At 73.3% G+C, this 21,781-nt stretch carries 18 protein-coding genes and 2 pseudogenes; 15 read left to right on the top strand and 5 right to left on the bottom strand.

What is annotated here, in order from left to right; all coding sequences use genetic code 11:
* The first annotated feature begins 268 nt into the window (after nucleotides 1–268).
* The 13 genes from K7787_RS13910 (at nucleotide 269) to K7787_RS13845 (ending at nucleotide 13,631) form a co-directional block, all read left to right on the top strand.
* Nucleotides 269–1,576: a GAF domain-containing protein gene (locus K7787_RS13910; protein ID WP_223001584.1), complete on the top strand. Its 1,308-nt coding sequence runs from the start codon at nucleotides 269–271 to the stop codon at nucleotides 1,574–1,576.
* A gap of 320 nt (nucleotides 1,577–1,896) precedes the next feature.
* The gene (locus tag K7787_RS13905) at nucleotides 1,897–3,300 is read left to right on the top strand and encodes a hypothetical protein (protein ID WP_223001583.1); all 1,404 of its coding nucleotides are present in this window, start codon (nucleotides 1,897–1,899) and stop codon (nucleotides 3,298–3,300) included.
* Between the two features lie 174 nt (nucleotides 3,301–3,474).
* Nucleotides 3,475–4,047, top strand: coding sequence for a GNAT family N-acetyltransferase (locus K7787_RS13900; protein WP_223001582.1), 573 nt, complete (start codon nucleotides 3,475–3,477; stop codon nucleotides 4,045–4,047).
* A gap of 363 nt (nucleotides 4,048–4,410) precedes the next feature.
* Nucleotides 4,411–6,108, top strand: coding sequence for a nitrite/sulfite reductase (locus K7787_RS13895; RefSeq protein WP_223001581.1), 1,698 nt, complete (start codon nucleotides 4,411–4,413; stop codon nucleotides 6,106–6,108).
* Complete coding sequence (locus tag K7787_RS13890; protein WP_009191303.1) at nucleotides 6,105–6,287, top strand: hypothetical protein; 183 nt, start codon at nucleotides 6,105–6,107, stop codon at nucleotides 6,285–6,287. The genes K7787_RS13895 and K7787_RS13890 overlap by 4 nt, the downstream gene beginning before the upstream one ends.
* The gene (locus K7787_RS13885) at nucleotides 6,284–6,994 is read left to right on the top strand and encodes a phosphoadenylyl-sulfate reductase (protein ID WP_009191302.1); all 711 of its coding nucleotides are present in this window, start codon (nucleotides 6,284–6,286) and stop codon (nucleotides 6,992–6,994) included. The genes K7787_RS13890 and K7787_RS13885 overlap by 4 nt, the downstream gene beginning before the upstream one ends.
* A 28-nt stretch (nucleotides 6,995–7,022) precedes the next feature.
* Nucleotides 7,023–7,559 carry an adenylyl-sulfate kinase gene (gene cysC / locus K7787_RS13880; RefSeq protein WP_043261454.1) on the top strand — a complete coding sequence of 179 codons (537 nt, stop codon included), beginning with the start codon at nucleotides 7,023–7,025 and terminating at the stop codon, nucleotides 7,557–7,559.
* Nucleotides 7,556–8,494 (top strand): sulfate adenylyltransferase subunit CysD, encoded by a 939-nt coding sequence (gene cysD / locus K7787_RS13875; protein WP_009191300.1) that lies wholly within the window; start codon nucleotides 7,556–7,558, stop codon nucleotides 8,492–8,494. Before cysC ends, cysD begins: the two co-directional genes overlap by 4 nt.
* A gap of 2 nt (nucleotides 8,495–8,496) precedes the next feature.
* Nucleotides 8,497–9,852, top strand: a complete 1,356-nt coding sequence (locus K7787_RS13870) for a sulfate adenylyltransferase subunit 1 (protein ID WP_009191299.1) — start codon at nucleotides 8,497–8,499, stop codon at nucleotides 9,850–9,852.
* A 226-nt stretch (nucleotides 9,853–10,078) separates the two neighbouring features.
* Nucleotides 10,079–11,191 (top strand): aliphatic sulfonate ABC transporter substrate-binding protein, encoded by a 1,113-nt coding sequence (locus tag K7787_RS13860; RefSeq protein WP_009191298.1) that lies wholly within the window; start codon nucleotides 10,079–10,081, stop codon nucleotides 11,189–11,191.
* Between the two features lie 36 nt (nucleotides 11,192–11,227).
* Nucleotides 11,228–12,007: an ABC transporter ATP-binding protein gene (locus tag K7787_RS13855; protein WP_019981811.1), complete on the top strand. Its 780-nt coding sequence runs from the start codon at nucleotides 11,228–11,230 to the stop codon at nucleotides 12,005–12,007.
* Complete coding sequence (locus K7787_RS13850; RefSeq protein ID WP_223001580.1) at nucleotides 11,994–12,884, top strand: ABC transporter permease; 891 nt, start codon at nucleotides 11,994–11,996, stop codon at nucleotides 12,882–12,884. The genes K7787_RS13855 and K7787_RS13850 overlap by 14 nt, the downstream gene beginning before the upstream one ends.
* A 6-nt stretch (nucleotides 12,885–12,890) precedes the next feature.
* Nucleotides 12,891–13,631 carry a sirohydrochlorin chelatase gene (locus K7787_RS13845; protein ID WP_019981809.1) on the top strand — a complete coding sequence of 247 codons (741 nt, stop codon included), beginning with the start codon at nucleotides 12,891–12,893 and terminating at the stop codon, nucleotides 13,629–13,631.
* A gap of 137 nt (nucleotides 13,632–13,768) precedes the next feature.
* On the opposite strand, the gene K7787_RS13840 is transcribed toward K7787_RS13845, so the two are convergent.
* The 3 genes from K7787_RS13840 to K7787_RS13830 form a co-directional block, all read right to left on the bottom strand.
* Nucleotides 13,769–14,446, bottom strand: a complete 678-nt coding sequence (locus K7787_RS13840; RefSeq protein ID WP_223001579.1) for a mycothiol-dependent nitroreductase Rv2466c family protein — start codon at nucleotides 14,444–14,446, stop codon at nucleotides 13,769–13,771.
* A gap of 43 nt (nucleotides 14,447–14,489) precedes the next feature.
* The gene (locus K7787_RS13835) at nucleotides 14,490–15,509 is read right to left on the bottom strand and encodes a ketopantoate reductase family protein (protein ID WP_223001578.1); all 1,020 of its coding nucleotides are present in this window, start codon (nucleotides 15,507–15,509) and stop codon (nucleotides 14,490–14,492) included.
* 117 nt (nucleotides 15,510–15,626) lie between these two features.
* On the bottom strand, nucleotides 15,627–16,181 hold the full coding sequence (locus tag K7787_RS13830) for a DUF1697 domain-containing protein (RefSeq protein ID WP_223001577.1): 555 nt from the start codon (nucleotides 16,179–16,181) through the stop codon (nucleotides 15,627–15,629).
* Nucleotides 16,182–16,436: 255 nt separating this feature from the next.
* On the opposite strand from K7787_RS13830, the gene K7787_RS13825 reads away from it, so the two are divergent.
* Nucleotides 16,437–18,713 carry an MMPL family transporter gene (locus tag K7787_RS13825; RefSeq protein WP_223001576.1) on the top strand — a complete coding sequence of 759 codons (2,277 nt, stop codon included), beginning with the start codon at nucleotides 16,437–16,439 and terminating at the stop codon, nucleotides 18,711–18,713.
* Nucleotides 18,714–18,847: 134 nt separating this feature from the next.
* Here the strand turns inward: K7787_RS13825 and mgt are convergent.
* Nucleotides 18,848–20,087, bottom strand: a pseudogene (mgt, locus tag K7787_RS13820) (macrolide-inactivating glycosyltransferase).
* Nucleotides 20,088–20,191: 104 nt separating this feature from the next.
* Here mgt and K7787_RS13815 point away from each other — a divergent pair.
* Entirely contained in the window at nucleotides 20,192–21,055 is an 864-nt protein-coding gene (locus tag K7787_RS13815) for a phosphotransferase enzyme family protein (protein WP_223001574.1), read from the top strand.
* Between the two features lie 351 nt (nucleotides 21,056–21,406).
* Here the strand turns inward: K7787_RS13815 and K7787_RS13810 are convergent.
* Nucleotides 21,407–21,769: pseudogene (locus K7787_RS13810) on the bottom strand (3'-5' exonuclease family protein); the annotation flags it as partial.
* Between the last annotated feature and the right edge of the window lie 12 nt (nucleotides 21,770–21,781).

Raw genomic sequence — 21,781 nt, 5'->3', positions numbered from 1 at the left:
TGCCGCGCCGACACGGCACCACCCCCGCCACGGCCGTCACGGGCCAGACACGCCGCACGGGCGGCGTCGGACAAGTGTCGGTCGGCCGCCGCCCTGTTCACCAGGGTTGCACCAGGTTGCAACCGGCGGCGAGCATGGCCGACCCGCGCCCCCGCCGCGCCGCGGGACGGCACTATGAACCCGACGACGGCAAGCGCCGCGAACCGGACAGCCGGCGAGGCGCCGGCGCGTGGCCGGAACACTTCGGGGAAACCGGTCGCCGGTCCCCATGTCTGCGGGAGGACCAGTGGTGAAGGCGCCGGTGGACGTGACGCGGCTCGCAGCCGTCGACGCGGCGCGCGCGGCGCGGCTGCTCGACGAGGTGCGCTCGGCGACCCTCGCCGGCCGGCGCACGCGGCTGACCCCGCGCCCGGTGATCGGGCAGTCCTGGGAACGCGTGCGGCGCAGCGGCGTCGATCCCGAACACGACGTGCGCGCCGGGCTGCTGACCCGGGAGGAACTGGAGCGGCGGCGGGCGGCGTCCCCGCTGCGGCACGTCCTGCCGGTGCTGCGCGAGGGCCTGTTGTCCGTCGCGGACGTCGCCCACCACATCATGGTGGTCGCCGACGCGGACGGCCGTGTGCTGTGGCGCGAGGGGCACCCGTCGGTGCTCCGCAGGGCCGACGGGCTCGGCTTCGAACTCGGCGCCGACTGGCGCGAGGACGTGGTCGGCACCAACGGCGTCGGCACGCCCGCGGTGGTGCGCCGGCCCGTCCAGGTCTTCGCCGCCGAGCACTTCGTCCGCTCGCACACCACCTGGACCTGCACCGGCGCCCCGGTCACCGACCCCAGGGACGGCAGGCTGCTCGGCGTGGTGGACGTGAGCGGGCCGCTGCGGACCATGCACCCGGCGACGCTGGCCTGGGTGGACTCGGTGGCCAAACTGGCCGAGGCGCGGCTGCGGGAGCTGCACCTCGCCACGCTGGAACGGCTGCGGGCGGTGGTGGCGCCGATGCTGGCCCGGCTGGAGGGCCGCGCGGCGGTGGTGGACCGGGACGGCTGGACCGCCGCGGTGGCCGGGATGCCGTACGCGCCGCGGATCGCGCTGCCCAAGTCGCCCTCGCCGGGCCCGGGATGGCTGCCCGCGCTGGGCGTGTGCACCCTGGAGCCGGTGGCGGACGGCTGGCTGGTGCGGGCGGGCGCGGAACCCGACCCGGACGACGGCGCGCGGATCGTGCTGGACCTGACCGGGCCGCGCCGCTGGACGGTCGGCGTCACGGGGAGCGCGGGCTCGTGGACCCATGAACTGAGCCCGCGCCACGCCGAACTGCTCTACCTCCTGGCGGCGGCGCCGGCCGGGCGCACCGCGGCGGAACTGGCCGGCGAGGTGTTCGGCGACCCGGCCCGCACGGTGACCGTACGGGCCGAGATGTCCCGGATACGGCGCTATCTGGGCGCGTTCCTCGACCACCGGCCGTACCGCTTCGGCGAGGACACCGAGGTGCGGGTGCTGCTCCCGGACGACCCGCGTGATCTGCTGCCGCACTCGACGGCGCCGACGGTGCTGCGGGGGCGGGGAACGCCTCCCGGGGCGTGAGCCGGCGTGTCCTGCCGTGCGGGGCGCGCCCCGCGGTGAGGCCGTGCGGGCGTTCCCCGCGGTGAGGCCGTGCGGGCGTTCCCCGCGGTGTCGTGGTGTGCGTGCCGTGCCGGGCCGGGCACGCGGAGTGGTCCGACTGGTCCCGCCGTGGCATCTTCCGCATATTTGCGGGGTCTTCGTCCTGTGGCGCGCCGGACTGCCGTAGCATCCCTTCCGGGTCGTCCCTCGGTACCCCGGTCAACGCTCGACCAGCGCGACGCAGTTGACGTCACGGCCGGCGGGCGTCCCGCGGCGGACCGAGCCCTGGACAGGGGGGTTGGATGAGGCAACGCGGCAGACACCGCAGGCGTGCACGGGGCCGTGCGCTGCGCGCGGCGCTGGCCGGGGCCGGACTCGCGCTGACCGCCGCCGCGACCCTGATCAGCACCTCGCAGGCCACGGTCACCGACGACCCCGGCGCGCTGGAGCCGCTCGCGGCCTCCGCCCGCCTCGACGGACTGCGGCTGACGGAACAGCCGGTGCCCGAGCGGTCCCTGGACCGGCTCGCCGCGGCGATGGGCCGCCCGGTCGACGCGGGCACGGTGCTCGCCGGCGCCGACCGGACGCTGCGCGACGCGGGCGGCTGCACCGCCGACGAGAAGAAGGCGCTGCCGGTCGAACCGGCGGCCACGCGCGCGTACTGCTGGAACGCCGCCGACTCCGCGACCCGCGAGTGGCGCCCGGAGTCCGTGACCACCTCCGGGGACGCCGCCGACGACGGCCTGTGGGGAGGCCACCGGGTGATCCTCTCCGGCTGGACCCGGCACGGCGACGGCGCCGGCCGCGATCTGGCCCGGGTCGCCTTCGTGAACGCCGACGACCCCGACCGCCTCGCCTACACCTGGGCGCTGCTCGTCGTCCCGGTCGACGGCGGCCGCGACTACCGGGGCCTGGCCTCGCACGTGTCGGGGATGGTCTGGTACGGGGACAAGCTGCTGGTCACCGCGTCCGGCGGCGAGCGGGACGCGCTGTACGTCTACGACCTGCGCCGCATCCAGCGCGCGACCGTGGCCGGCGACGCGGTCGGCCGGGTGCCGGGCGGCTGGTCGGCGCACGGCTACCGCTGGGTGCTGCCCGCGGTCGCCTCCTACCGCCCCACGCAGGGCAGTTGCACCCCGGCGCAGGAGTCGGCGGCAGCGACCGGTTCTGAAGACGCCGCCGAATCCGCGGACTTCGCGTCCGCCTCCGGCACGAACGCCGCGCCCTGTCCGAACAGTCTCTCCCTGGACCGGAGTTCCGCCCCCGGCAGCCTGGTCGCCGGGGAGGCCGCGCCACGGGGCAGCGAGCGGCCCACCCGGCTGTGGCGCTACTCCTTCAGCGCCGACCCCGCCCGCGCCGGGCTGCTGGCCGCCGACTCCGCCGGGACGGTGAGCGCGCAGGAGGCGTACGAGACGAAGGTGGACGGCGTGCGGGGCGTGCTGTCCCGGCGCACCGGCCCCTACGGCCGCACCTCCTGGTACCTGTCCCGGGCCGCCGGGCCCGACAGCGCGCACGGCACGCTGTGGCGCCAGGACCTGCGGGGCGCGGGGACGACAGAGTGCGGCTCGTCCTACGACACCCACCGCTGCTGGGGCGACGGCACCGGCTCCCTGTCCTACTGGCCGCAGACCGACGAGGTGTGGTCGCTGTCCGGGCGGACCCTGTTCGCGGTCCCCCGCCCCTCGGTGGAGCGGGCGCTGCGGTAGGCGCGGCGCCGGACCGCAGGAGGGCGCGGGCGCGGGGCCGCGCAAGGGCGCGGGCTCCGCGTCGGCAGGCCGCCCGTCCCGGGGCGTCGGGCGTGGTGCGGGAGGGGGCGCGCGGGCGCGCGACCTGGGGTTCTCGTTCGACAGGGGGCGGAGCCGGATGATTCCCTGACCGGCATGACGAACATCGCCGTGACCACCTGGTCCCTGGAGCAGACCGCGCCGACCGACCTCCTCCCGGCCACCGCGCCCGAGGGCGACGTCCGGATCGTCCGCTCCGAGGTGCCCTCGCCCGAGTTCAGCCGGTTCCTGTACGCGTCGGTCGGCGGCGACATCCGCTGGACCGACCGGCTCGGCTGGACGTACGCGCGGTGGCGGGAGCACCTGGAGCGTCCGGGGGTCGAGACATGGGTGGCGTACGACCGGGACACGCCGGCCGGGTACGTCGAACTGGAGGCGCAGGACGACGGGGTGGTGGAGATCGTCTACTTCGGGCTGGTCCCGGCCTTCCGCGGCCGGCGCATCGGCGGCCATCTGCTGTCGTACGGCGCCGCCCGCGCCTGGGACCTGGCGGACCGCTGGCCGGGGCTGGCCACGACGAAGCGGGTGTGGCTGCACACGTGCAGCAAGGACGGCGAGCACGCGATGGACAACTACCAGCGGCGCGGCTTCAAGCTCTTCGACACCAAGGTCGAGGAGGAGCCGGAGGTTGCCACCCCGGGCCCCTGGCCGGGCGCGTTCCCGGCCTGAACCGGCCCCGGCACACCCCTGTCCCCGCACGGGACCGGCCGCTGTGCGGGCGTGTGATCAACGACACCCTTATCCCACCATACGGGACAAGGGTGTCCGCATTCTGGATGAAGCTGGACTGTGTCCAGATCGCCGTGCCACGCTGCCGTCATGTCTGGAACTGGAATCGCCTTGGTGAGCCGACGGCACGTCGACCACGGCCGCATGTCCAGCGCCATCTGTCCGGCGCGCTGATTCACCAGCCACGCCGCGATCACCCCAGCTTTCCCTCGCCTTCCGCGCAAGGACGCGCACTCCTGCCCTTTGCGCCTGAACGCGCAGGTCCGAGCCGCTTTCCCGCCTGTCCCGAAGGACGTACCAACCATGGCCGCCACCCCGCAGAACGCTGCTGCCGCGAGCCCCCGCCGCAAGGTGAGCCGTCACCGCGGCGAGGGGCAGTGGGCCGCGGGTCACTTCACTCCGCTCAACGGCAACGAGCAGGTCAAGAAGGACGACGACGGTCTCAATGTGCGGACACGCATTGAGACGATCTACTCCAAGCGCGGTTTCGACTCCATCGACCCGAGCGACCTGCGCGGCCGGATGCGCTGGTGGGGGCTGTACACCCAGCGCAAGCCCGGCATCGACGGCGGCAAGACCGCGATCCTGGAGCCGGAGGAGCTGGACGACCGCTACTTCATGCTGCGGGTGCGCATCGACGGCGGCCGGCTCACCACGCAGCAGCTGCGGGTGATCGGCGAGATCTCCCAGGAGTTCGCGCGCGGCACCGCCGACATCACCGACCGGCAGAACGTCCAGTACCACTGGATCCGGATCGAGGACGTGCCCGAGATTTGGGAGCGGCTGGAGGGCGTCGGCCTCTCCACGGTGACGGCCTGCGGCGACACCCCGCGGGTGATGATCGGCTCGCCGGTGGCCGGCATCGCCGAGGACGAGATCATCGACGGCACCCCGGCCCTGGAGGAGATCCAGCGCCGCGTCCTCGGCAACAAGGCGTACTCGAACCTCCCCCGGAAGTTCAAGACGGCCATCTCGGGCTCGCCCCTGCTGGACGTGGTCCACGAGATCAACGACGTGGCCTTCGTCGGCGTGCGCCACCCCGAGCACGGGCCGGGCTTCGACCTGTGGGTCGGCGGCGGCCTGTCCACCAACCCCAAGCTCGGCGTGCGCCTGGGCGCCTGGGTGCCGATCGAGGACGTCCCGGACGTCTACGAGGGCGTCATCTCCATCTTCCGCGACTACGGCTACCGGCGGCTGCGCAACCGGGCCCGGCTGAAGTTCCTCGTCGCCGACTGGGGCGCGGAGAAGTTCCGCCAGGTGCTGGAGGACGAGTACGTCGGACGCAAGCTGCTGGACGGCCCCGCCCCCGAGCAGCCCGTGCAGCAGTGGCGCGACCACGTCGGCGTGCACCGCCAGAAGGACGGCCGCTACTACGTCGGCTTCGCCCCCCGGGTCGGCCGCGTCGACGGCACCACCCTGACGAAGATCGCCGAGCTGGCCGAGGCGCACGGCTCCGGCCGGGTGCGCACCACCGTCGAGCAGAAGATGATCATCCTCGACGTCGAGGAGGGCCAGGTCGACTCGCTGGTCGAGGGCTTGGAGGCGCTGGATCTCACCGCCCGGCCGTCCTCCTTCCGGCGCGGCACCATGGCCTGCACCGGCATCGAGTTCTGCAAGCTCGCCATCGTCGAGACCAAGGCCCGCGGCGCCGCGCTCATCGACGAACTGGAGCGCCGCCTGCCGGACTTCGACGAGCCGATCACCATCAACCTCAACGGCTGCCCCAACGCCTGCGCCCGTATCCAGGTGGCGGACATCGGTCTCAAGGGCCAGCTGGTGCTGGACGAGCAAGGCGAGCAGGTCGAGGGCTACCAGGTCCATCTCGGCGGCGCGCTCGGCCTGGAGCCGGCCTTCGGCCGCAAGGTGCGCGGCCTCAAGGTGACCTCCGCCGAACTGCCCGACTACATCGAGCGGGTCCTCAAGCGCTTCCAGGCGGAGCGCGAGGACGGCGAGCGGTTCGCCACGTGGGCCGCGCGCGCCTCCGAGGAGGCCCTGTCGTGAGCGAGCGCGCCGCGCCGTTCTACTGCCCGTACTGCGGTGAGGAGGATCTGCGGCCGAGCGAGGAGGGGCACGGCGCCTGGGAATGCGCGGCGTGCAACCGGGCTTTCCGGCTGAAGTTCCTCGGGCTGCTGGCCCGGGGATTCCAGCGGGCCGACGACGGAGGGGACGACCGATCATGACGACGGCTCAGCAAGAGCGCACCGACGAGGAGTTGAAGGCGCTGGCCGAACAGGCCGGGCGCGACCTCGAGGACGCCACCGCGCTGGAGATCCTCCAGTGGGCGGCCGGCGCCTTCGGCAAGCGGTTCTGCGTGACCTCGTCCATGGAGGACGCGGTCGTCGCCCACCTCGCCGCCCGGGCCATGCCCGGGGTGGACGTGGTGTTCCTCGACACCGGCTACCACTTCCCGGAGACCATCGGCACCCGGGACGCGGTGGAGGCCGTGATGGACGTCAACGTCATCACGATCACCCCCGCGCAGACGGTGGCCGAACAGGACGCCGAGTACGGCCCGAAGCTGCACGACCGCGACCCCGACCTGTGCTGCGCGCTGCGCAAGGTGCGCCCGCTGGAGCAGGGCCTGAAGGGCTACCAGGCCTGGGCGACCGGACTGCGCCGCGACGAGTCCCCGACCCGGGCGAACACCCCGGTCGTCGGCTGGGACGAGAAGCGGCGCAAGGTGAAGATCTCCCCGATCGCCCGCTGGACCCAGGACGACGTGGACGCCTACGTCGCCGAACACGGCGTGCTGACCAACCCGTTGCTGATGGACGGCTACGGCTCCGTCGGCTGCGCGCCCTGCACCCGCCGGCTGCTGGCGGGCGAGGACGCCCGGGCCGGCCGCTGGGCGGGCCGCGCCAAGACCGAGTGCGGACTGCACGGCTGAGACGATGACACACATACAGGAGACACACGTGACGACCGGAGCCACCGTCTGGCTCACGGGCCTGCCGAGCGCCGGCAAGACCACCATCGCGCACGAGCTGGCGGGCCGGCTGCGCGAGGAGGGCCACCGCGTCGAGGTGCTCGACGGCGACGAGATCCGCGAGTTCATCTCGGCGGGCCTCGGCTTCAGCCGCGAGGACCGGCACACCAACGTCCAGCGCATCGGCTTCGTCGCCGAACTGCTCGCCCGCAACGGCGTGCTGGCCCTGGTCCCGGTGATCGCGCCGTACGCGGACAGCCGGGCGGCGGTGCGCAAGCGGCACGAGGCGAACGGCACCGCGTACGTCGAGGTGCATGTGGCCACCCCGGTCGAGGTGTGCTCCGTACGCGATGTGAAGGGCCTGTACGCCAAGCAGGCCGCCGGCGAACTGACCGGGCTGACCGGGGTCGACGACCCCTACGAGGAGCCCGAGGCGCCGGACCTCAGGATCGAGTCGCAGCACCAGAGCGTGCCGGAGTCCGCGGCGTCGGTGTACGCCCTGCTCAGCGAAAGGGGACTGGCATGACGACGACCGTCGCCGAGACCGGCGAGGGCACGGGCAGCCCGTACGCCCTGACCCACCTGGACGCGCTGGAGTCCGAGGCGGTGCACATCTTCCGCGAGGTCGCGGGCGAGTTCGAGAACCCGGTGATCCTCTTCTCCGGCGGCAAGGACTCGATCCTGATGCTGCACCTGGCGCTGAAGGCGTTCGCGCCGGCGCCGGTGCCGTTCGCGCTGCTGCACGTGGACACCGGGCACAACTTCCCGGAGGTCCTGGAGTACCGCGACCGGACCGTGGCCGAGCACGGGCTGCGCCTGCACGTCGCCTCCGTGCAGGACTACATCGACCGGGGAGTGCTCAAGGAGCGCCCGGACGGCACCCGCAACCCGCTGCAGACGCTGCCGCTCACCGAGAAGATCCAGTCGGCGCGGTTCGACGCGGTCTTCGGCGGCGGCCGCCGCGACGAGGAGAAGGCCCGCGCCAAGGAGCGGGTGTTCTCACTCCGCGACGAGTTCTCCCAGTGGGACCCGCGCCGCCAGCGCCCCGAGCTGTGGAACCTGTACAACGGCCGGCACGCGCCCGGCGAGCACGTCCGCGTCTTCCCGCTGTCCAACTGGACCGAGCTGGACGTGTGGCAGTACATCGCCCGCGAGGGCATCGAGCTGCCGTCGATCTACTTCGCGCACGAGCGCGAGGTGTTCCGGCGGGCCGGCATGTGGCTGACCGCCGGTGACTGGGGCGGCCCCAAGGACGGCGAGAGCGTCGAGAAGCGGCTGGTGCGCTACCGCACGGTCGGCGACATGTCCTGCACCGGCGCCGTCGACTCCGACGCGGTGACGCTGGAGCAGGTGATCGCCGAGATCGCCGCCTCCCGGCTCACCGAGCGCGGCGCCACCCGCGCCGACGACAAGCTCTCCGAGGCCGCGATGGAAGACCGCAAGCGCGAGGGGTACTTCTAGCCATGTCCAGCACCACCGAACCCGCCGAGCCGCTGTCGGTCGAGCAGCTGTCGGAGACCACCCTGCTGCGGTTCGCCACCGCCGGGTCCGTCGACGACGGCAAGTCCACCCTGGTGGGCCGGCTGCTGCACGACTCCAAGTCGGTCCTCGCCGACCAGCTGGAGGCCGTCGAGCGCGCCTCGGCCAGCCGCGGCCAGGAGGCCCCGGACCTCGCGCTGCTCACCGACGGCCTGCGCGCCGAGCGCGAGCAGGGCATCACCATCGACGTGGCCTACCGCTACTTCGCCACGCCCCGCCGCCGGTTCATCCTGGCCGACACGCCGGGCCATGTGCAGTACACCCGCAACATGGTCACCGGCGCCTCCACCGCCGAGCTGACGGTGATCCTGGTCGACGCCCGCAACGGCGTGGTCGAGCAGACCCGCCGGCACGCCGCGATCGCCGCGCTGCTGCGGGTGCCGCACGTGGTCCTCGCCGTCAACAAGATGGACCTCGTCGACTACCGCGAGGCCGTCTTCGCCGAGATCGCCGAGGAGTTCACGGCGTACGCGACCGAGCTGGGCGTCCCCGAGGTCACCGCCATCCCGATCTCCGCGCTGGCCGGCGACAACGTCGTGGAGCCGTCCGCGGTCATGGACTGGTACGGCGGCCCGACCGTGCTGGAGCACCTGGAGACGGTGCCGGTCAGCCACGACCTGAGCCACTGCCACGCCCGGCTGCCCGTGCAGTACGTGATCCGCCCGCAGACCGCCGAGCACCCCGACTACCGGGGCTACGCCGGCCAGATCGCCGCCGGTTCGTTCCGGGTCGGCGACGAGGTCACCGTCCTGCCCTCCGGGCGCACCTCGAAGATCTCCGGCATCGACCTGCTGGGCGAGCCGGTCCAGGTGGCGTGGACGACGCAGTCGGTGACCGTGCTGCTGGCCGACGACATCGACGTCTCGCGCGGCGATCTGATCGTGCCGAGCAAGGACGCGCCGGCGACCACCCAGGACGTGGAGGCGACCGTCTGCCACGTCGCCGACGCGCCGCTGACCGTCGGCCACCGGGTGCTCCTCAAGCACGGCACCCGCACCGTCAAGGCGATCGTCAAGGACATCCCGTCCCGGCTCACCCTGGACGACCTGTCCCTGCACCCGCACCCGGGCCGGCTCGTCGCCAACGACATCGGCCGGGTGAAGATCCGCACCGCCGAGCCGCTGCCGGTCGACTCCTACGCCGACTCGCGCCGCACCGGCTCGTTCATCCTGATCGACCCGAGCGACGGCACCACGCTGACCGCCGGCATGGTCGGTGAGTCGTTCGCCGCGCCGGACCCGGTCAAGGGTGCCGACGACGAGGACGGCTGGGACTTCTGAGCATGAACTCTTCCGATTTCTACTCGACGTTCGCCAAGGAGGGCGGCCGCGTCGGCAGCGGCGCCCTCGGCAGCGGACAGGGCGGAGTGGCCCGATGTGTGCGCTGACGTACGCGCACTGCCCGCGCGCCCTCACCCCCCACCGCCGAAGTAGACGAAGACCTGCCGACCTCCCGGCCACGACCTGAGAGACCGTGACCGCCGGGCCTCCGAGAGGACAGCCTCCCGTGCCTGTCAACACCTCCGCCATACTCCGCCGCGGTCTCGCGGCGGCCGTCGCCCTGCCGCTCCTCGCGCTGACCGCCTGCAGCTACGGTTCGGAGTCGAAGGACGACGACGCCGGCCAGAAGGTCGCCGCCGGGGCGAAGAAGATCGACGGACTCGACTCCGTCAAGATCGGTTACTTCGGCAACATCACGCACGCCTCCGCCCTGGTGGGCCGGCAGAAGGGCTTCTTCCAGAAGTCGCTCGGGGCGACCGAGGCCAAGTACCAGATCTTCAACGCCGGCCCCTCCGAGATCGAGGCGCTGAACTCGGGCTCCATCGACATCGGCTGGATCGGCCCCTCCCCCGCGATCAACGGCTACACCAAGTCGGACGGCAAGAGCCTGAGGATCATCGGCGGTTCGGCCTCCGGCGGCGTCAAGCTGGTGGTGAACCCGGACAAGATCAAGTCCCTGAAGGACATCAAGGGCAAGAAGATCGCCACCCCGCAGCTCGGCAACACCCAGGACGTGGCGTTCCTCAACTGGATCGCCGAGCAGGGCTGGAAGGTCGACCCGCAGAGCGGCAAGGGCGACGTGTCGGTGGTCCGCTCCGACAACAAGGTCACCCCGGACGCCTACAAGTCCGGTTCCATCGACGGCGCCTGGGTGCCGGAGCCGACCGCGTCCAAGCTGGTCTCCGAGGGCGCCAAGGTGCTCCTGGACGAGTCCACGCTGTGGCCGGACAAGAAGTTCGTGATCACGAACATCATCGTGCGGCAGGCCTTCCTCAAGGAGCACCCCGACGCCGTCGAAGCGGTGCTGAAGGCATCCGTCGAGGCCAACAAGTGGATCAACGCCAACCCGGACGAGGCGAAGGCGGCGGCCAACAAACAGCTGGCCGTCGACTCCGGCAAGGCGCTGCCGGCCGAGGTCCTGGACCCGGCGTGGAAGTCCATCCAGATCATCGACGACCCGCTGGCCGCCACCCTCAACACCGAGGCGGAGCACGCGGTCAAGGCCGGTCTGCTCAAGCAGCCCAAGCTGGACGGCATCTACGACCTCACCCTCCTCAACAAGGTCCTCGCGGCCGAGGGCGAGCCCACCGTCAGCGACGCCGGCCTCGGCGTCAAGTAGAGCCCGAAGCCCAAGAGTTCCCAGGAGGTGACGACCATGGCCACGACCTTCGCCAAGGCCGCCGAGTCCGTAGAGCACGCGGCGCGCCTTGAGAACGTCTCGAAGTCCTTCGCGACTCCGGGCGGGCAGCAGCTGGTCCTGGACGACATCAGCCTCGATGTCGCCCCGGGCGAGTTCGTCACCCTCCTGGGGGCCTCGGGCTGCGGCAAGTCCACGCTGCTGAACCTGGTGGCGGGCCTGGACCGGCCCACCGCCGGGTCCATCACCACGGACGGCCGCCCCGCCCTGATGTTCCAGGAGCACGCCCTGTTCCCGTGGCTGACCGCGGGCAAGAACATCGAACTCGCCCTGAGACTGCGGGGCGTCGCCAAGCAGGAGCGCCGCGGCCGGGCCGAGCAGCTGCTCGAACTGGTCCGGCTCCAGGGCGCGTACGGCAAGCGGGTGCACGAGCTGTCCGGCGGTATGCGCCAGCGGGTGGCGATGGCCCGGGCGCTCGCCCAGGAGAGCAACCTGCTGCTGATGGACGAGCCGTTCGCGGCCCTGGACGCCATCACCCGGGACGTGCTGCACGACGAGCTGACCCGGATCTGGCAGGAGACCGGCGTCTCCGTCCTGTTCGTCACGCACAACGTGCGCGAGGCGGTGCGGCTCGCGCAGCGCGTCGTGCTGCTGTCCTCCCGTCCGGGCCGGGTGGCCCGGCAGTGGACGGTGGACATCCCGCAGCCGCGCCGCATCGAGGACGCGCCCGTCGCGGAGCTGTCCCTGGAGATCACCGAAGTCCTGCGTGGGGAGATCCGCCGCCATGGCCAGCACTGACACGAAGACGGCGCAGGGCGCCGGACTGGCCGGCGTCGAGGCCGGGCTCGACGCGCTGGACACCGCCGAGAGCAGGCGCACACCGCTGCGGCAGACGTTCGTCAACAAGATCTTCCCGCCCATCGTGGCGGTGGTGGTGGTCCTGCTGGCCTGGCAGGCGCTGATCACCTTCAACGTGGTCGACGACCCGACCAAGCTGCCCTCGCCGTCCGACGTGGGTGCCGAGTTCAAGGACGCCTGGCTCCAGGGCACCCTGCTCGACTACATCTGGACGTCCGTCTCGCGCGGTCTGCTGGGCTTCCTGTTCGCGCTGGCCATCGGGACCCCGCTGGGGCTGCTGGTGGCCCGGGTGAAGTTCGTGCGCGCCGCCATCGGCCCGGTCCTGTCGGGTCTCCAGTCGCTGCCGTCGGTGGCGTGGGTGCCGCCGGCCGTGATCTGGCTGGGCCTGGACAACTCGATGATGTACGCGGTGATCCTGCTCGGCGCGGTGCCCTCCATCGCCAACGGCCTGGTCTCCGGCATCGACCAGGTGCCGCCGCTGTATCTGCGGGCGGGCCGCACGATGGGCGCGACCGGACTGAAGGGCGCCTGGCACATCGTCCTGCCAGCCGCGCTGCCGGGCTATCTCGCCGGGCTCAAGCAGGGCTGGGCGTTCTCCTGGCGCTCGCTGATGGCGGCGGAGATCATCGCCTCCTCGCCCGACCTCGGCATCGGCCTCGGCGCACTGCTGGAGAACGGCCGCAACGCCAGCTCCATGTCGATGGTGTTCGAGGCCATCATCCTGATCCTGTTCGTCGGCATCGCCATCGACCTGCTGATCTTCAGTCCGCTGGAGCGGTGGGTGCTGCGCAGCCGCGGCCTGTTCGTGAAGAGCTGAACCGCCATGATCCACCAGCCGGTCCTCCTGGTCATCGCCCACGGCAGCCGCGACGCACGGCACGCCGCGACCGTGCACGCCCTGGTCCGGCGGGTGCGGGCGGCCCGCCCGGACCTGCGGGTGGAGACCGGCTTCCTGGACTTCAACGTGCCCTCCGTGCCGGGCGTGCTGGAGTCCCTGGCGGCCGACGGCGTACGGGACGTGGTGGCGCTGCCGCTGCTGCTGACCCGCGCCTTCCACGCCAAGGCCGACATCCCGGCGGTGCTGCGGGCGGCGCCGGCCCGGCTGCGCATCCGGCAGGCCGACGTGCTGGGGCCGTCCCCGCTGCTGACGGCGGCCCTGGAGCGGCGGCTGCGGGAGGCGGGGCTGTCCCCCGCCGACAAGTCCTCGACCGGGGTCGTGCTGGCCTCGGCGGGGTCCAGTGACCCGGAGGCGATCGCGGTGATCGCAGACATCGCGCGGGAGTGGCGGCACACCGGTTGGTGCGCCGTGCGGCCCGCGTTCGCCTCCGCATCCCTTCCGCGCACCGAGGACGCGGTGCGCGAACTGCGCGCGCTGGGCTGCGCGAAGGTCGCGGTCGCGCCGTACGTGCTGGCCCCCGGTTTCCTGCCGGACCGCATCGCGCGGGGCGCGGCCGACGCGGACGTCCTGGCGGACGTCCTCGGCCCGGCGCCGGAGGTGGCGCGGGTGCTGCTGGAGCGGTACGACGCCGCCCGGCGACCGCTCGTGGCGGCGGTGGGCGCGTGAGCCGCCCCGCCTGAGGTGCTCGTACGTCCGTGGGCCGGCGCTCCCCCGTGGCGCCGGCCCACGGGCGCGTCGGCCCGTGCCCGGTGGGCGGGGCCTGTCTCGGTTCACTTGATTCAGCGTCAGGCGGCGCTGGGATGTCACTGCGTCACGGAGTGTGACGGACGTGGGCGGGCGCCGGGTCGGTCGAAGCGCAGGGAACCCGTACGGGTGCGTTTCAGCTCGAAGAGGTCCGGGTGCCCGGCCAGGACCCGGAAGGCGTCGAAGAGCCGGGCGGCCTCCGCGCCGCGCGGGACGGCGCGCAGCACCGGGCCGAACCACACGGCGCCGTCGACGTGCAGCGTGGGCGTTCCGACGTAGCCGCCCGACTCCGGTTCGGCGCCGGCCGCGTGGCTGCGGCGTACGGCGTCGTCGTGGGCGGAGTCGTGCGCGGCGGCGGAGAGTTCGGCGGGCAGGCCGAGTTCGGCCAGGGACTCGGCGACGACCGCGTCGAAGTCCTTCTCGCCGCGCTCGTGGATCCGGGTGCCGAAGGCGGTGTAAAGGTCCCGCAACACCCTTTCGTCGCCGAGGAGTTCGGCGGCGGCTGCGGCGACGCGCACCGGGCCGATCGACTTGTCGACCAGGTCCCGGTACCAGTCGGGCAGTTCGTTGCCGGTGTTGTGCAGGTACAGGCTCATGACGTGGAAGCGGAGGTCGAGCGGGCGTTCGCGCTCGACCTCCAGCAGCCAGCGGGAGGTGATCCAGGCGAAGGGGCAGGCGGGGTCGAAGTAGAAGTCGACGCGGGTGGCGGGGACGGTCTCGGGTGCGGGGTCGCTCATGCCGTGGACGCTAGTGGCGTGCCGGCGGCGGGTCCCGGTCCAATCAGCCGTTCTTTTCCTGCTCCGCCCGGTCCGCCAGCCGGACCAGTTCGGCCACCGGGAGGGACCCGGCCGGCCGGTGTTCGCGGGCGTAGGCGTTGGCCAGGCGCTGGAGCAGCTCGTTGAGCGGGGTGGGCACGCCGTGCAGCCGTCCCAGGAGGACGATCTCGCCGTTGAGGTGGTCGGCCTCGATGGTGCCGGTGCCGCGGGTGAGGGACTGCCAGGAGGAGCCGCCGCCGCGCCCCGCGCCGTCCAGGGGCGCCAGGGTGACCTTGTCGCCGCGCTTCTCGCGCTGTTCGGCGGCGCTCGCGTACGGGATGCGGGCGGCGGTCAGGACGCGTTCGCCCTCGGCGCGCACCCTCTCGTACAGGGTCCGCGCCGCCTCGTCGGTGAGGGGGCCGGTCAGGGCCTCGACGGCGTTGGCGAGGTTGCCGAGGAGCTTGGCGTACTGCCAGCGGGTCACGTCCGGCACCACGGGCGCCTCGAAGTGCGCGGCCTCCAGGTCGGCGGCGATGTCCCGCAGGACCTCGTCGGCGCCGTGCGGGTAGCGGCCGAGGTGCAGCATGCCGGTGAGCGGGGCGCCGGCGGCCGAGACGACGCCGGGTTCGACATGGGTGGCGGGCAGCCACACGCAGACGCCGTACACGTGCCGGAAGCGGCGCAGCGCGATCCGCTGGCCCTCCACGCCGTTCTGCGCGCACAGCAGCGGCAGCCGCTCGGCGGCGGTGCCGCCGCCCTCGACCGGGGCCGGGCCCCAGGCCGCGAGCGCCGCCTCGGCGTCCTGTGTCTTGACCGCCAGGACGAGTACGTCGTCGGCGCGCAGCACGCCGAGTTCCTCGGGCCCGGCCACGGCGGGCAGCCGGTGCGTCAGCTCCCCCTCGGGCACCCTGAGGCGCAGCCCGCCGTCGCGCAGCGCGGCGAGGTGGGCGCCGCGCGCGACCAGCACCACCTCGCGTCCGCTCTGGGCCAGCCGGCCTCCGACGGCCCCGCCGACCGCTCCTGCCCCGATGATGACGTAGCGCATGCGGGAAGCCTCCCACGACGCCGGTCCGGGTGCGGTCCTGGCCCGGCTCTGGGGTGCGCCGGGCGGGCGGCTCAGGGCCGCGCAGGGACCGGCTCAGGGGTGTGCCGGGCGGGCGGCTCAGGGGTGTGCGGGGGCCGTCATCTCCACGAGTTTGAGGACGGTGTTCCAGTTGCGGCTGGTGGCGATCAGGTCCTTGGTCAGGCGGGGCCGGGACAGCTGCTCGGCGAGCTTGGAGCGGCCGAGGCCGTCGGGGGCGTAGAGGTAGAGGACGCGGTCGCCGAGCCGGAACTCCTCGGGCAGGAAAGCCGGTTGGTCGATCCCGGCGAAGCGGGCCGCGTCGACGGGGGCGGAGAAGTAGGTGACGTGGAGCTGCTTGGGCTCGAGGTCCGCGGCCGGGAACGGGCAGGCCTCGGCGACCGCGCGGAGGTACTCGTGGCCGCGCACGATCACATCGGCCGAAAAGCCGAACCGCCGCTCGATCGCGGCCGTCAGCTCCGCCGCCAGCGTCTCCTCGTCGCCGTGGTCGCTGGTGAAGACGGCCTGGCCGCTCTGCAGGTAGGTGCGCACGGCGCCATGCCCCGACTCCTGAAGCAGGGCGCGCAGTTCGGCCATCGGAACCTTCTTGTTGCCGCCCACGTTGATCCCGCGCAGCAGCGCCGCGTATGTCGTCATCCGCCCAGCGTAGAGCGGCCTGGGGCGGTCCCCCTGATCAGCGCCCCCGAGAAGCGGGGGTAGGTGTAAGGGGCCGCTGTCCTCCCCAGTACGGAGGGGCGGGCGTACGAGCGGAGGAGGGGCGGCGGCCGCGGTTCACCGGGCAGCACGACGAGCGGACCGTGCGCGGGCCGTAGCGTCGTTGCGGAAGGCGGCGGCAGGGGGCCGGCGCCGCGCAGGGGCCTGGTGACCGGGCCTGGAGGGGGCAAGCCCGTCATGGGGAACCGAGGATCAGGGGTGCGGGGCGTCGCCGCGCGGGCCGGCGGCTGGAGCGCCCGGCACCGGTGGGCGGCGGTCGGCATCTGGGTGCTGTTCGTCGTGCTGGCGATGGGGCTCGGCTCGGCCGCGGGCCGGCTGGACGTCAAGGAGAGCGACCAGCTCAGCGGCGAGACGCACACCGCCGCGAAGATCATCGAGGACGCGGGGATCAAGGAGCCGGCGAGCGAGACCGTCCTCGTGCAGAGCCGGGACGGGTCCGTGCGGGCCGGTGACGCCGCCTTCCGGGCCGCCGTCGCCGACGTGGTGAAGGCCGTCGGCGCCACCGGCCGGGTCACGGACGTGAAGTCGCCGTACGACACGAAGACCGTGTCGAAGGACGGCCGCAGCGCGCTGGTGCAGTTCGACGTGCGCGGCGACGCGGAGAGTGCCGGGGACCGGATCGAGCCGGTGCTGAAGGCGGTGGAGGGCGTCCAGAGGGAGCACACGTCGCTGCGGATCGAGGAGATCGGCGGCGCGAGCATGCAGAAGCAGTACGCCGACGCCTTCGGGGACGACTTCCAGCAGGCCGAGTACTCCGCGGTGCCGGTGGCACTGGGCATCCTGCTGATCGCCTTCGGCGCGCTGGTGGCCGCGCTGCTGCCGGTGGCGCTGGCCATCACGGCGATCATGGCGACGATGGGCCTGATGGGCATCGTCAGCCATCTCCAGCCGATGAGCGACACCGCCAACTCCGTGATGCTGCTGGTCGGCATGGCCGTCGGCGTCGACTACTGCCTGTTCTACCTGCGCCGCGAGCGCGAGGAGCGGGCCGCCGGACGGGACGCGGCCACCGCGCTGCGCATCGCCGCCGCGACCAGCGGCCGGGCGATCGTCGTCTCCGGCGTCACCGTGTGCGTGGCGATGGCGGGCATGCTGTTCACCGGCATCGCCGAGTTCGAGGCGATGGGCCTGGCCTCGCTGATCGTGGTGGCGGTCGCCATGGTGGGGTCGGTGACCGTGCTGCCGGCGCTGCTGTCGCTGCTGGGCGAGCGGGTCGAGAAGGGGCGGCTGCCCTTCCTGAGGCGGCGGCGCGCCACCGCGGGCGACCAGGGCAGCCGGTTCTGGACCGCCGTGCTGCGGCGGGTGCTGGCCCGGCCGGTGGTCAGCGTGGTCGTCGCGGTCGGCGCGCTGCTGGCGGTCGCCGCTCCGGCGCTCGGCATGAAGACCTCGCAGCTCACGCTGGACCAGGAGTTCGGCGACTCGCTGCCCATCGTGCAGACCTACAACCGGGTCAACGACGCCTTCCCGGGCGGCTCCGAGCCGGCTCAGGTGATCGTCAGCGCCAAGGACATCAAGGCTCCCGAAGTGCGCTCGGCGCTGGCCGCGTTCAAGGAGCGGGCCGTCTCCTCGGGCGCTTCGCGGGGCCCGGTGGACGTCAAGCTGTACGAGGACCGGAACGTCGCCTTCGTCTCCGTCCCGCTGGTCGGCGGCTCCGACTTCGACCGGGCCGGCGAGAGCCTGAAGAAGCTGCGCGACGAGGTGCGGCCCGCCACGCTCGGCACGGTCGAGGGCGTCCGGGCGCCGGTCACCGGCCAGGTCGCCGGGTCGGTCGACTTCAACGACCAGCTTCTCGGCTCGGTCGTCCCGGTCTTCGCGTTCGTGGTGGTCTTCGCCTTCCTGCTGATGCTGCTGTCCTTCCGCTCGCTGACGGTCGCGATCACCTCGATCCTGCTCAACCTGCTGTCGGTGGGCGCGGCCTACGGCATCCTCGTCGCCGTCTTCCAGCACGGCTGGGGCGCCTCGCTGGTGGGCGCGCAGGGCGTCGGCGCGATCGTCACCTGGCTGCCGCTGTTCCTCTTCGTGATCCTGTTCGGGCTGTCGATGGACTACCACGTGTTCGTGGTGTCCCGCATCCGCGAGGCGCGGCTGCGCGGCCGGAGCACCAAGGACGCCGTCCAGCACGGGGTGGTCACCACGGCGGGCGTCGTCACCAGCGCCGCGGTCATCATGGTCGCCGTGTTCGCGATCTTCGGAACGCTGTCCATGCAGTCGATGAAGCAGATGGGCGTGGGCCTTGCGGCGGCGGTGCTCATCGACGCCACGGTCATCCGCGGGGTGCTGCTGCCGGCGGTGATGTCGCTGCTCGGCGAGCGCAACTGGTACCTGCCCAAGTGGCTGCACCGGCTGCCCGACCTCACGCACGACGAGTCCCCGGAGGCGGTGGCCGCACCCTCCGCACCGCCCGCGCCTCCCGCGCCTCCCGCGCCTCGGGAGGGTGAGCGGCTGGGGGTGTGAACCTCCGGGACATGGAAGGGCGGGACCCGTCGGCCGCGTACGAGCCGGCGGGTCCCGCCCTTTGCGCGGCACGGCGGCGCGGTGACGCGGCGCGGCTTGCAGGGTGCCGTGCCGTGCCCTGCCGCGTCGCCGGATCAGCGGCGGTGCGCGGGCAGTTCGGCCTCGATCAGGTCGGCCGCCCGCCGGGTGCCGCCCTCCTCGGCCATGCCGGCCTGGATCTCCTTGAGCCGGCGGGCCACCTCCGGGTCGTCGACCAGGGCGAGGGCGGCGGCGCGCAGCGCCTCGGCGGTCGCCTCCTCGGTGGGCAGATGCCGGGCGACGCCGAGGCCCTGGAGCACGTCGGCGTTGCCGAACTGGTCGACGGCCTGCGGAACGGCGATCATCGGCGTGCCGGTGGCCAGCCCCTCCTGGCTGCCGCCGGCCCCGGCGTGCGTGACGAACAGGTCGGCCTGGCGCAGGATCGCCAACTGCGGCACCCAGGAGCGCACTTCGACGCTGTCCGGCACCTCGCCCAGCTCGGCCGGGTCCACCTGCTTGCCGATCTGGAGCACCGTGTGCCAGCCGGGCAGCTCGCCGAAGGCCTTGACGCACTCCCGGTAGAAGGCGGGCTGCCGGGTGAAGGCCGAGCCGAGCGAGACGAGCACCACCTTCTTCGCGCCGGCGGGCCGCTCCCAGGCGCCCTGCGCGAAGCGGTCGCCCTGGCAGGCGCCGACGAAGGAGTACACGCGCTCGTCGACCCGGTCGGCGTTCGGCTGGAGGACCTTCGGGATCAGGACCAGCGAGCGGTCGGGACGGCCGGCGAAGTCGTCGGGGTGCAGGGCGACGCCGTTCTCGCGCAGCCAGGACTCGAAGCGGGCGTAGTAGGCGCGGCCCCGTTCGGTCTTCTTGGGCTCGGCCCACATCGGTTCGGCGACCTCCTCCTCGTACCCCTCCCAGGCGACGAGGTTGGGCGAGAGGGAGACGGCGGGCACGCCCCAGCGGTGGGCGAGGACGCGGGCCGGGTAGGAGGTGATGTCGTGCAGGACGAGGTCCGGTTCGTCGCCGTCGTAGAGGTCGATCAGCTGGGGCAGGGCCTGGATCGCGTCGTTCAGGAACGGCTCGACGTTGTCCAGGAGCGTCGTCCCCCAGGCGGACGGGTCGTCGTCGGGCGTGGGCAGCGTGGAGTGCCAGGGCTTGACCTCCGCGCCGGTCTCGGCGACCTTCTCCGCGAACAGCGGGGGGATGGCGTAGGTCACCCGGTGGCCCCGGGCGACGAGTTCGCGGATCACCTCCAGGCTGGGGTTCACGTGGCCGTGGGCGGCGATGGAGAACATGGCGATATGAGCGCGACTGGTCATGCCCGAGACCCTAGGCGAGACGAGACGTCTCGTGCAATACATTAACCGCGCACGCCTCCCACCAGTGCGGATGCGACACTGACCGTCCGGCGGCGGAGGACGACAGCCGCCGCTGGACGACGACGGACAGGGAGGCGGACGATGGACGAGGCGCGGGCGCGGGGCGTGCTGGCGGCGGCGAACGTGGTGGCCGGGGCGGCGGACGGGGCGCGGCTGCTCGCGCTCGGCGAGAACGCGGTCTTCGCCGCCGGGGACCTCGTCGTCAAGGTGGGCCGGGACGCCGAGCTGCTGGACCGCGCGCGGCGCGAGCTGCGGATCGCGCGGTGGCTGGCCGAGGCCGGGGTCCCGGCGGTGCGCGCCGCCGAGGACGAGGCGCTGCTCGTCGAGGGACATCCGGTGACCGTGTGGCACCGGCTGCCCGACCCGGTGCGGCCCGCCGAACCCCGCGACCTCGCCGAACTGCTGCGCGTCGTGCACGCGCTGCCCGCCCCCGGTTTCGCGCTGCCGCCGCGCGAACTGCTCGGCGGGGTGGAGCGCTGGCTGCGGCTCGCGGGCGACGCGGTCGACCCGGCGGACGCCGCCTATCTGCGCGAGCGGCGCGACGGGTTCGCGGCGGCCGCCGCCGCGCTCGTCCCGCATCTGCCGCCCGGCCCGATCCACGGCGACGCGCTGCCGCGCAACGTGCACATCGGACCGGACGGTCCGGTCCTGGTGGACCTGGAGACCTTCTCCGCCGACCTGCGCGAGCACGACCTGGTGGTGATGGCCCTGTCCCGGGACCGCTACGGCCTGCCCGCCGAGGCGTACGACGCCTTCACCGCGGCGTACGGCTGGGACGTGCGGGAGTGGGCGGGCTGCTCGGTGCTGCGCGGCGCCCGGGAGACGGCGAGCTGCGCCTGGGTCGCCCAGCACGCCCCGGCCAACCCCAAGGCCCTGACCGAGTTCGAACGCCGGGTGGCGTCCCTGCGCGAGGGCGACGAATCGGTCCGCTGGTACCCGTTCTGAACCCGGGCGCCGCCCCCGCCGGGCGCTCCCGGCCACGGCCCGCGCGCCCCGAACCCGGCCGAGCCGTCCGCCCGACCGGGCTGCCCGATGCGGCCGACGCGCCCGACGCGCTCGCCCGCGCCCGGACCTCCCGGTCGGCGGCGCCGGGACCGCCGGGCGCCCCGCCGCGGTCAGCCTCCCCGCCCGCCGACGCTCCGACCGGGGTCCGGCCCGGCCCCGCCGAACCGCCCCCGCCCGGGAAGGGCCGGGAAGGGCCGGGCCAGGAAGGGCGGTCGGGGCGGACCACCCGCCCGGTCGGTCCGCCCCGCGGCCGGCACCCCCGGCGGCCGGTGAACCGGCGGGCGGCGGTTCTCAGACCCGCTCCTCCGTCAGTTCCCGCAGGGGCCACGCCCCGTCGACCACCGCCGTCGGGTCGCCCTTGCCGCGCAGGAAGGTCTGGAGGTCCGCCGCCCAGGCGGCGTGCCACTGGATCTGGGAGCGGTGCAGTTCCGCCGGGCCGAGGGCGGCCACCTTGGCGTGCCGGACGGCTATCGCGCGGGCCAGGCGGGCCGCGGCGAGGGCGTCGGCCGAGGCGTCGTGGGCGGCGCCGAGCACGACGCCGTACTCCGTGCACACCGCCTCCAGGGTGCGCTTGCCGCGCCGGTAGCGGTCGGCCCAGCGGTCGATGGTGTACGGGTCCACGACCGGGCCGGGCGCCGCCCCCGCCGGGCGCTCCCGGCCATGGCC

Source organism: Streptomyces sennicomposti (genome assembly GCF_019890635.1).
In the GTDB taxonomy this organism is placed as follows: domain Bacteria; phylum Actinomycetota; class Actinomycetes; order Streptomycetales; family Streptomycetaceae; genus Streptomyces; species Streptomyces sennicomposti.
Note: the sequence above shows the minus strand (reverse complement) of the source record. Positions and strands in the feature narration are given on the sequence as shown.

Excerpts from the sequence above, each read along its gene's own strand:
- K7787_RS13910 (WP_223001584.1), top strand. The coding sequence starts at position 269 with ATGTCTGCGGGAGGACCAGTGGTGAAGGCGCCGGTGGACGTGACGCGG.
- K7787_RS13905 (WP_223001583.1), top strand. The coding sequence starts at position 1,897 with ATGAGGCAACGCGGCAGACACCGCAGGCGTGCACGGGGCCGTGCGCTG.
- K7787_RS13900 (WP_223001582.1), top strand. The coding sequence starts at position 3,475 with ATGACGAACATCGCCGTGACCACCTGGTCCCTGGAGCAGACCGCGCCG.
- K7787_RS13895 (WP_223001581.1), top strand. The coding sequence starts at position 4,411 with ATGGCCGCCACCCCGCAGAACGCTGCTGCCGCGAGCCCCCGCCGCAAG.
- K7787_RS13885 (WP_009191302.1), top strand. The coding sequence starts at position 6,284 with ATGACGACGGCTCAGCAAGAGCGCACCGACGAGGAGTTGAAGGCGCTG.
- cysD (WP_009191300.1), top strand. The coding sequence starts at position 7,556 with ATGACGACGACCGTCGCCGAGACCGGCGAGGGCACGGGCAGCCCGTAC.
- K7787_RS13870 (WP_009191299.1), top strand. The coding sequence starts at position 8,497 with ATGTCCAGCACCACCGAACCCGCCGAGCCGCTGTCGGTCGAGCAGCTG.
- K7787_RS13855 (WP_019981811.1), top strand. The coding sequence starts at position 11,228 with ATGGCCACGACCTTCGCCAAGGCCGCCGAGTCCGTAGAGCACGCGGCG.
- K7787_RS13850 (WP_223001580.1), top strand. The coding sequence starts at position 11,994 with ATGGCCAGCACTGACACGAAGACGGCGCAGGGCGCCGGACTGGCCGGC.
- K7787_RS13845 (WP_019981809.1), top strand. The coding sequence starts at position 12,891 with ATGATCCACCAGCCGGTCCTCCTGGTCATCGCCCACGGCAGCCGCGAC.
- K7787_RS13840 (WP_223001579.1), bottom strand. The coding sequence starts at position 14,446 with ATGAGCGACCCCGCACCCGAGACCGTCCCCGCCACCCGCGTCGACTTC.
- K7787_RS13835 (WP_223001578.1), bottom strand. The coding sequence starts at position 15,509 with ATGCGCTACGTCATCATCGGGGCAGGAGCGGTCGGCGGGGCCGTCGGA.
- K7787_RS13830 (WP_223001577.1), bottom strand. The coding sequence starts at position 16,181 with ATGACGACATACGCGGCGCTGCTGCGCGGGATCAACGTGGGCGGCAAC.
- K7787_RS13825 (WP_223001576.1), top strand. The coding sequence starts at position 16,437 with ATGGGGAACCGAGGATCAGGGGTGCGGGGCGTCGCCGCGCGGGCCGGC.
- K7787_RS13815 (WP_223001574.1), top strand. The coding sequence starts at position 20,192 with ATGGACGAGGCGCGGGCGCGGGGCGTGCTGGCGGCGGCGAACGTGGTG.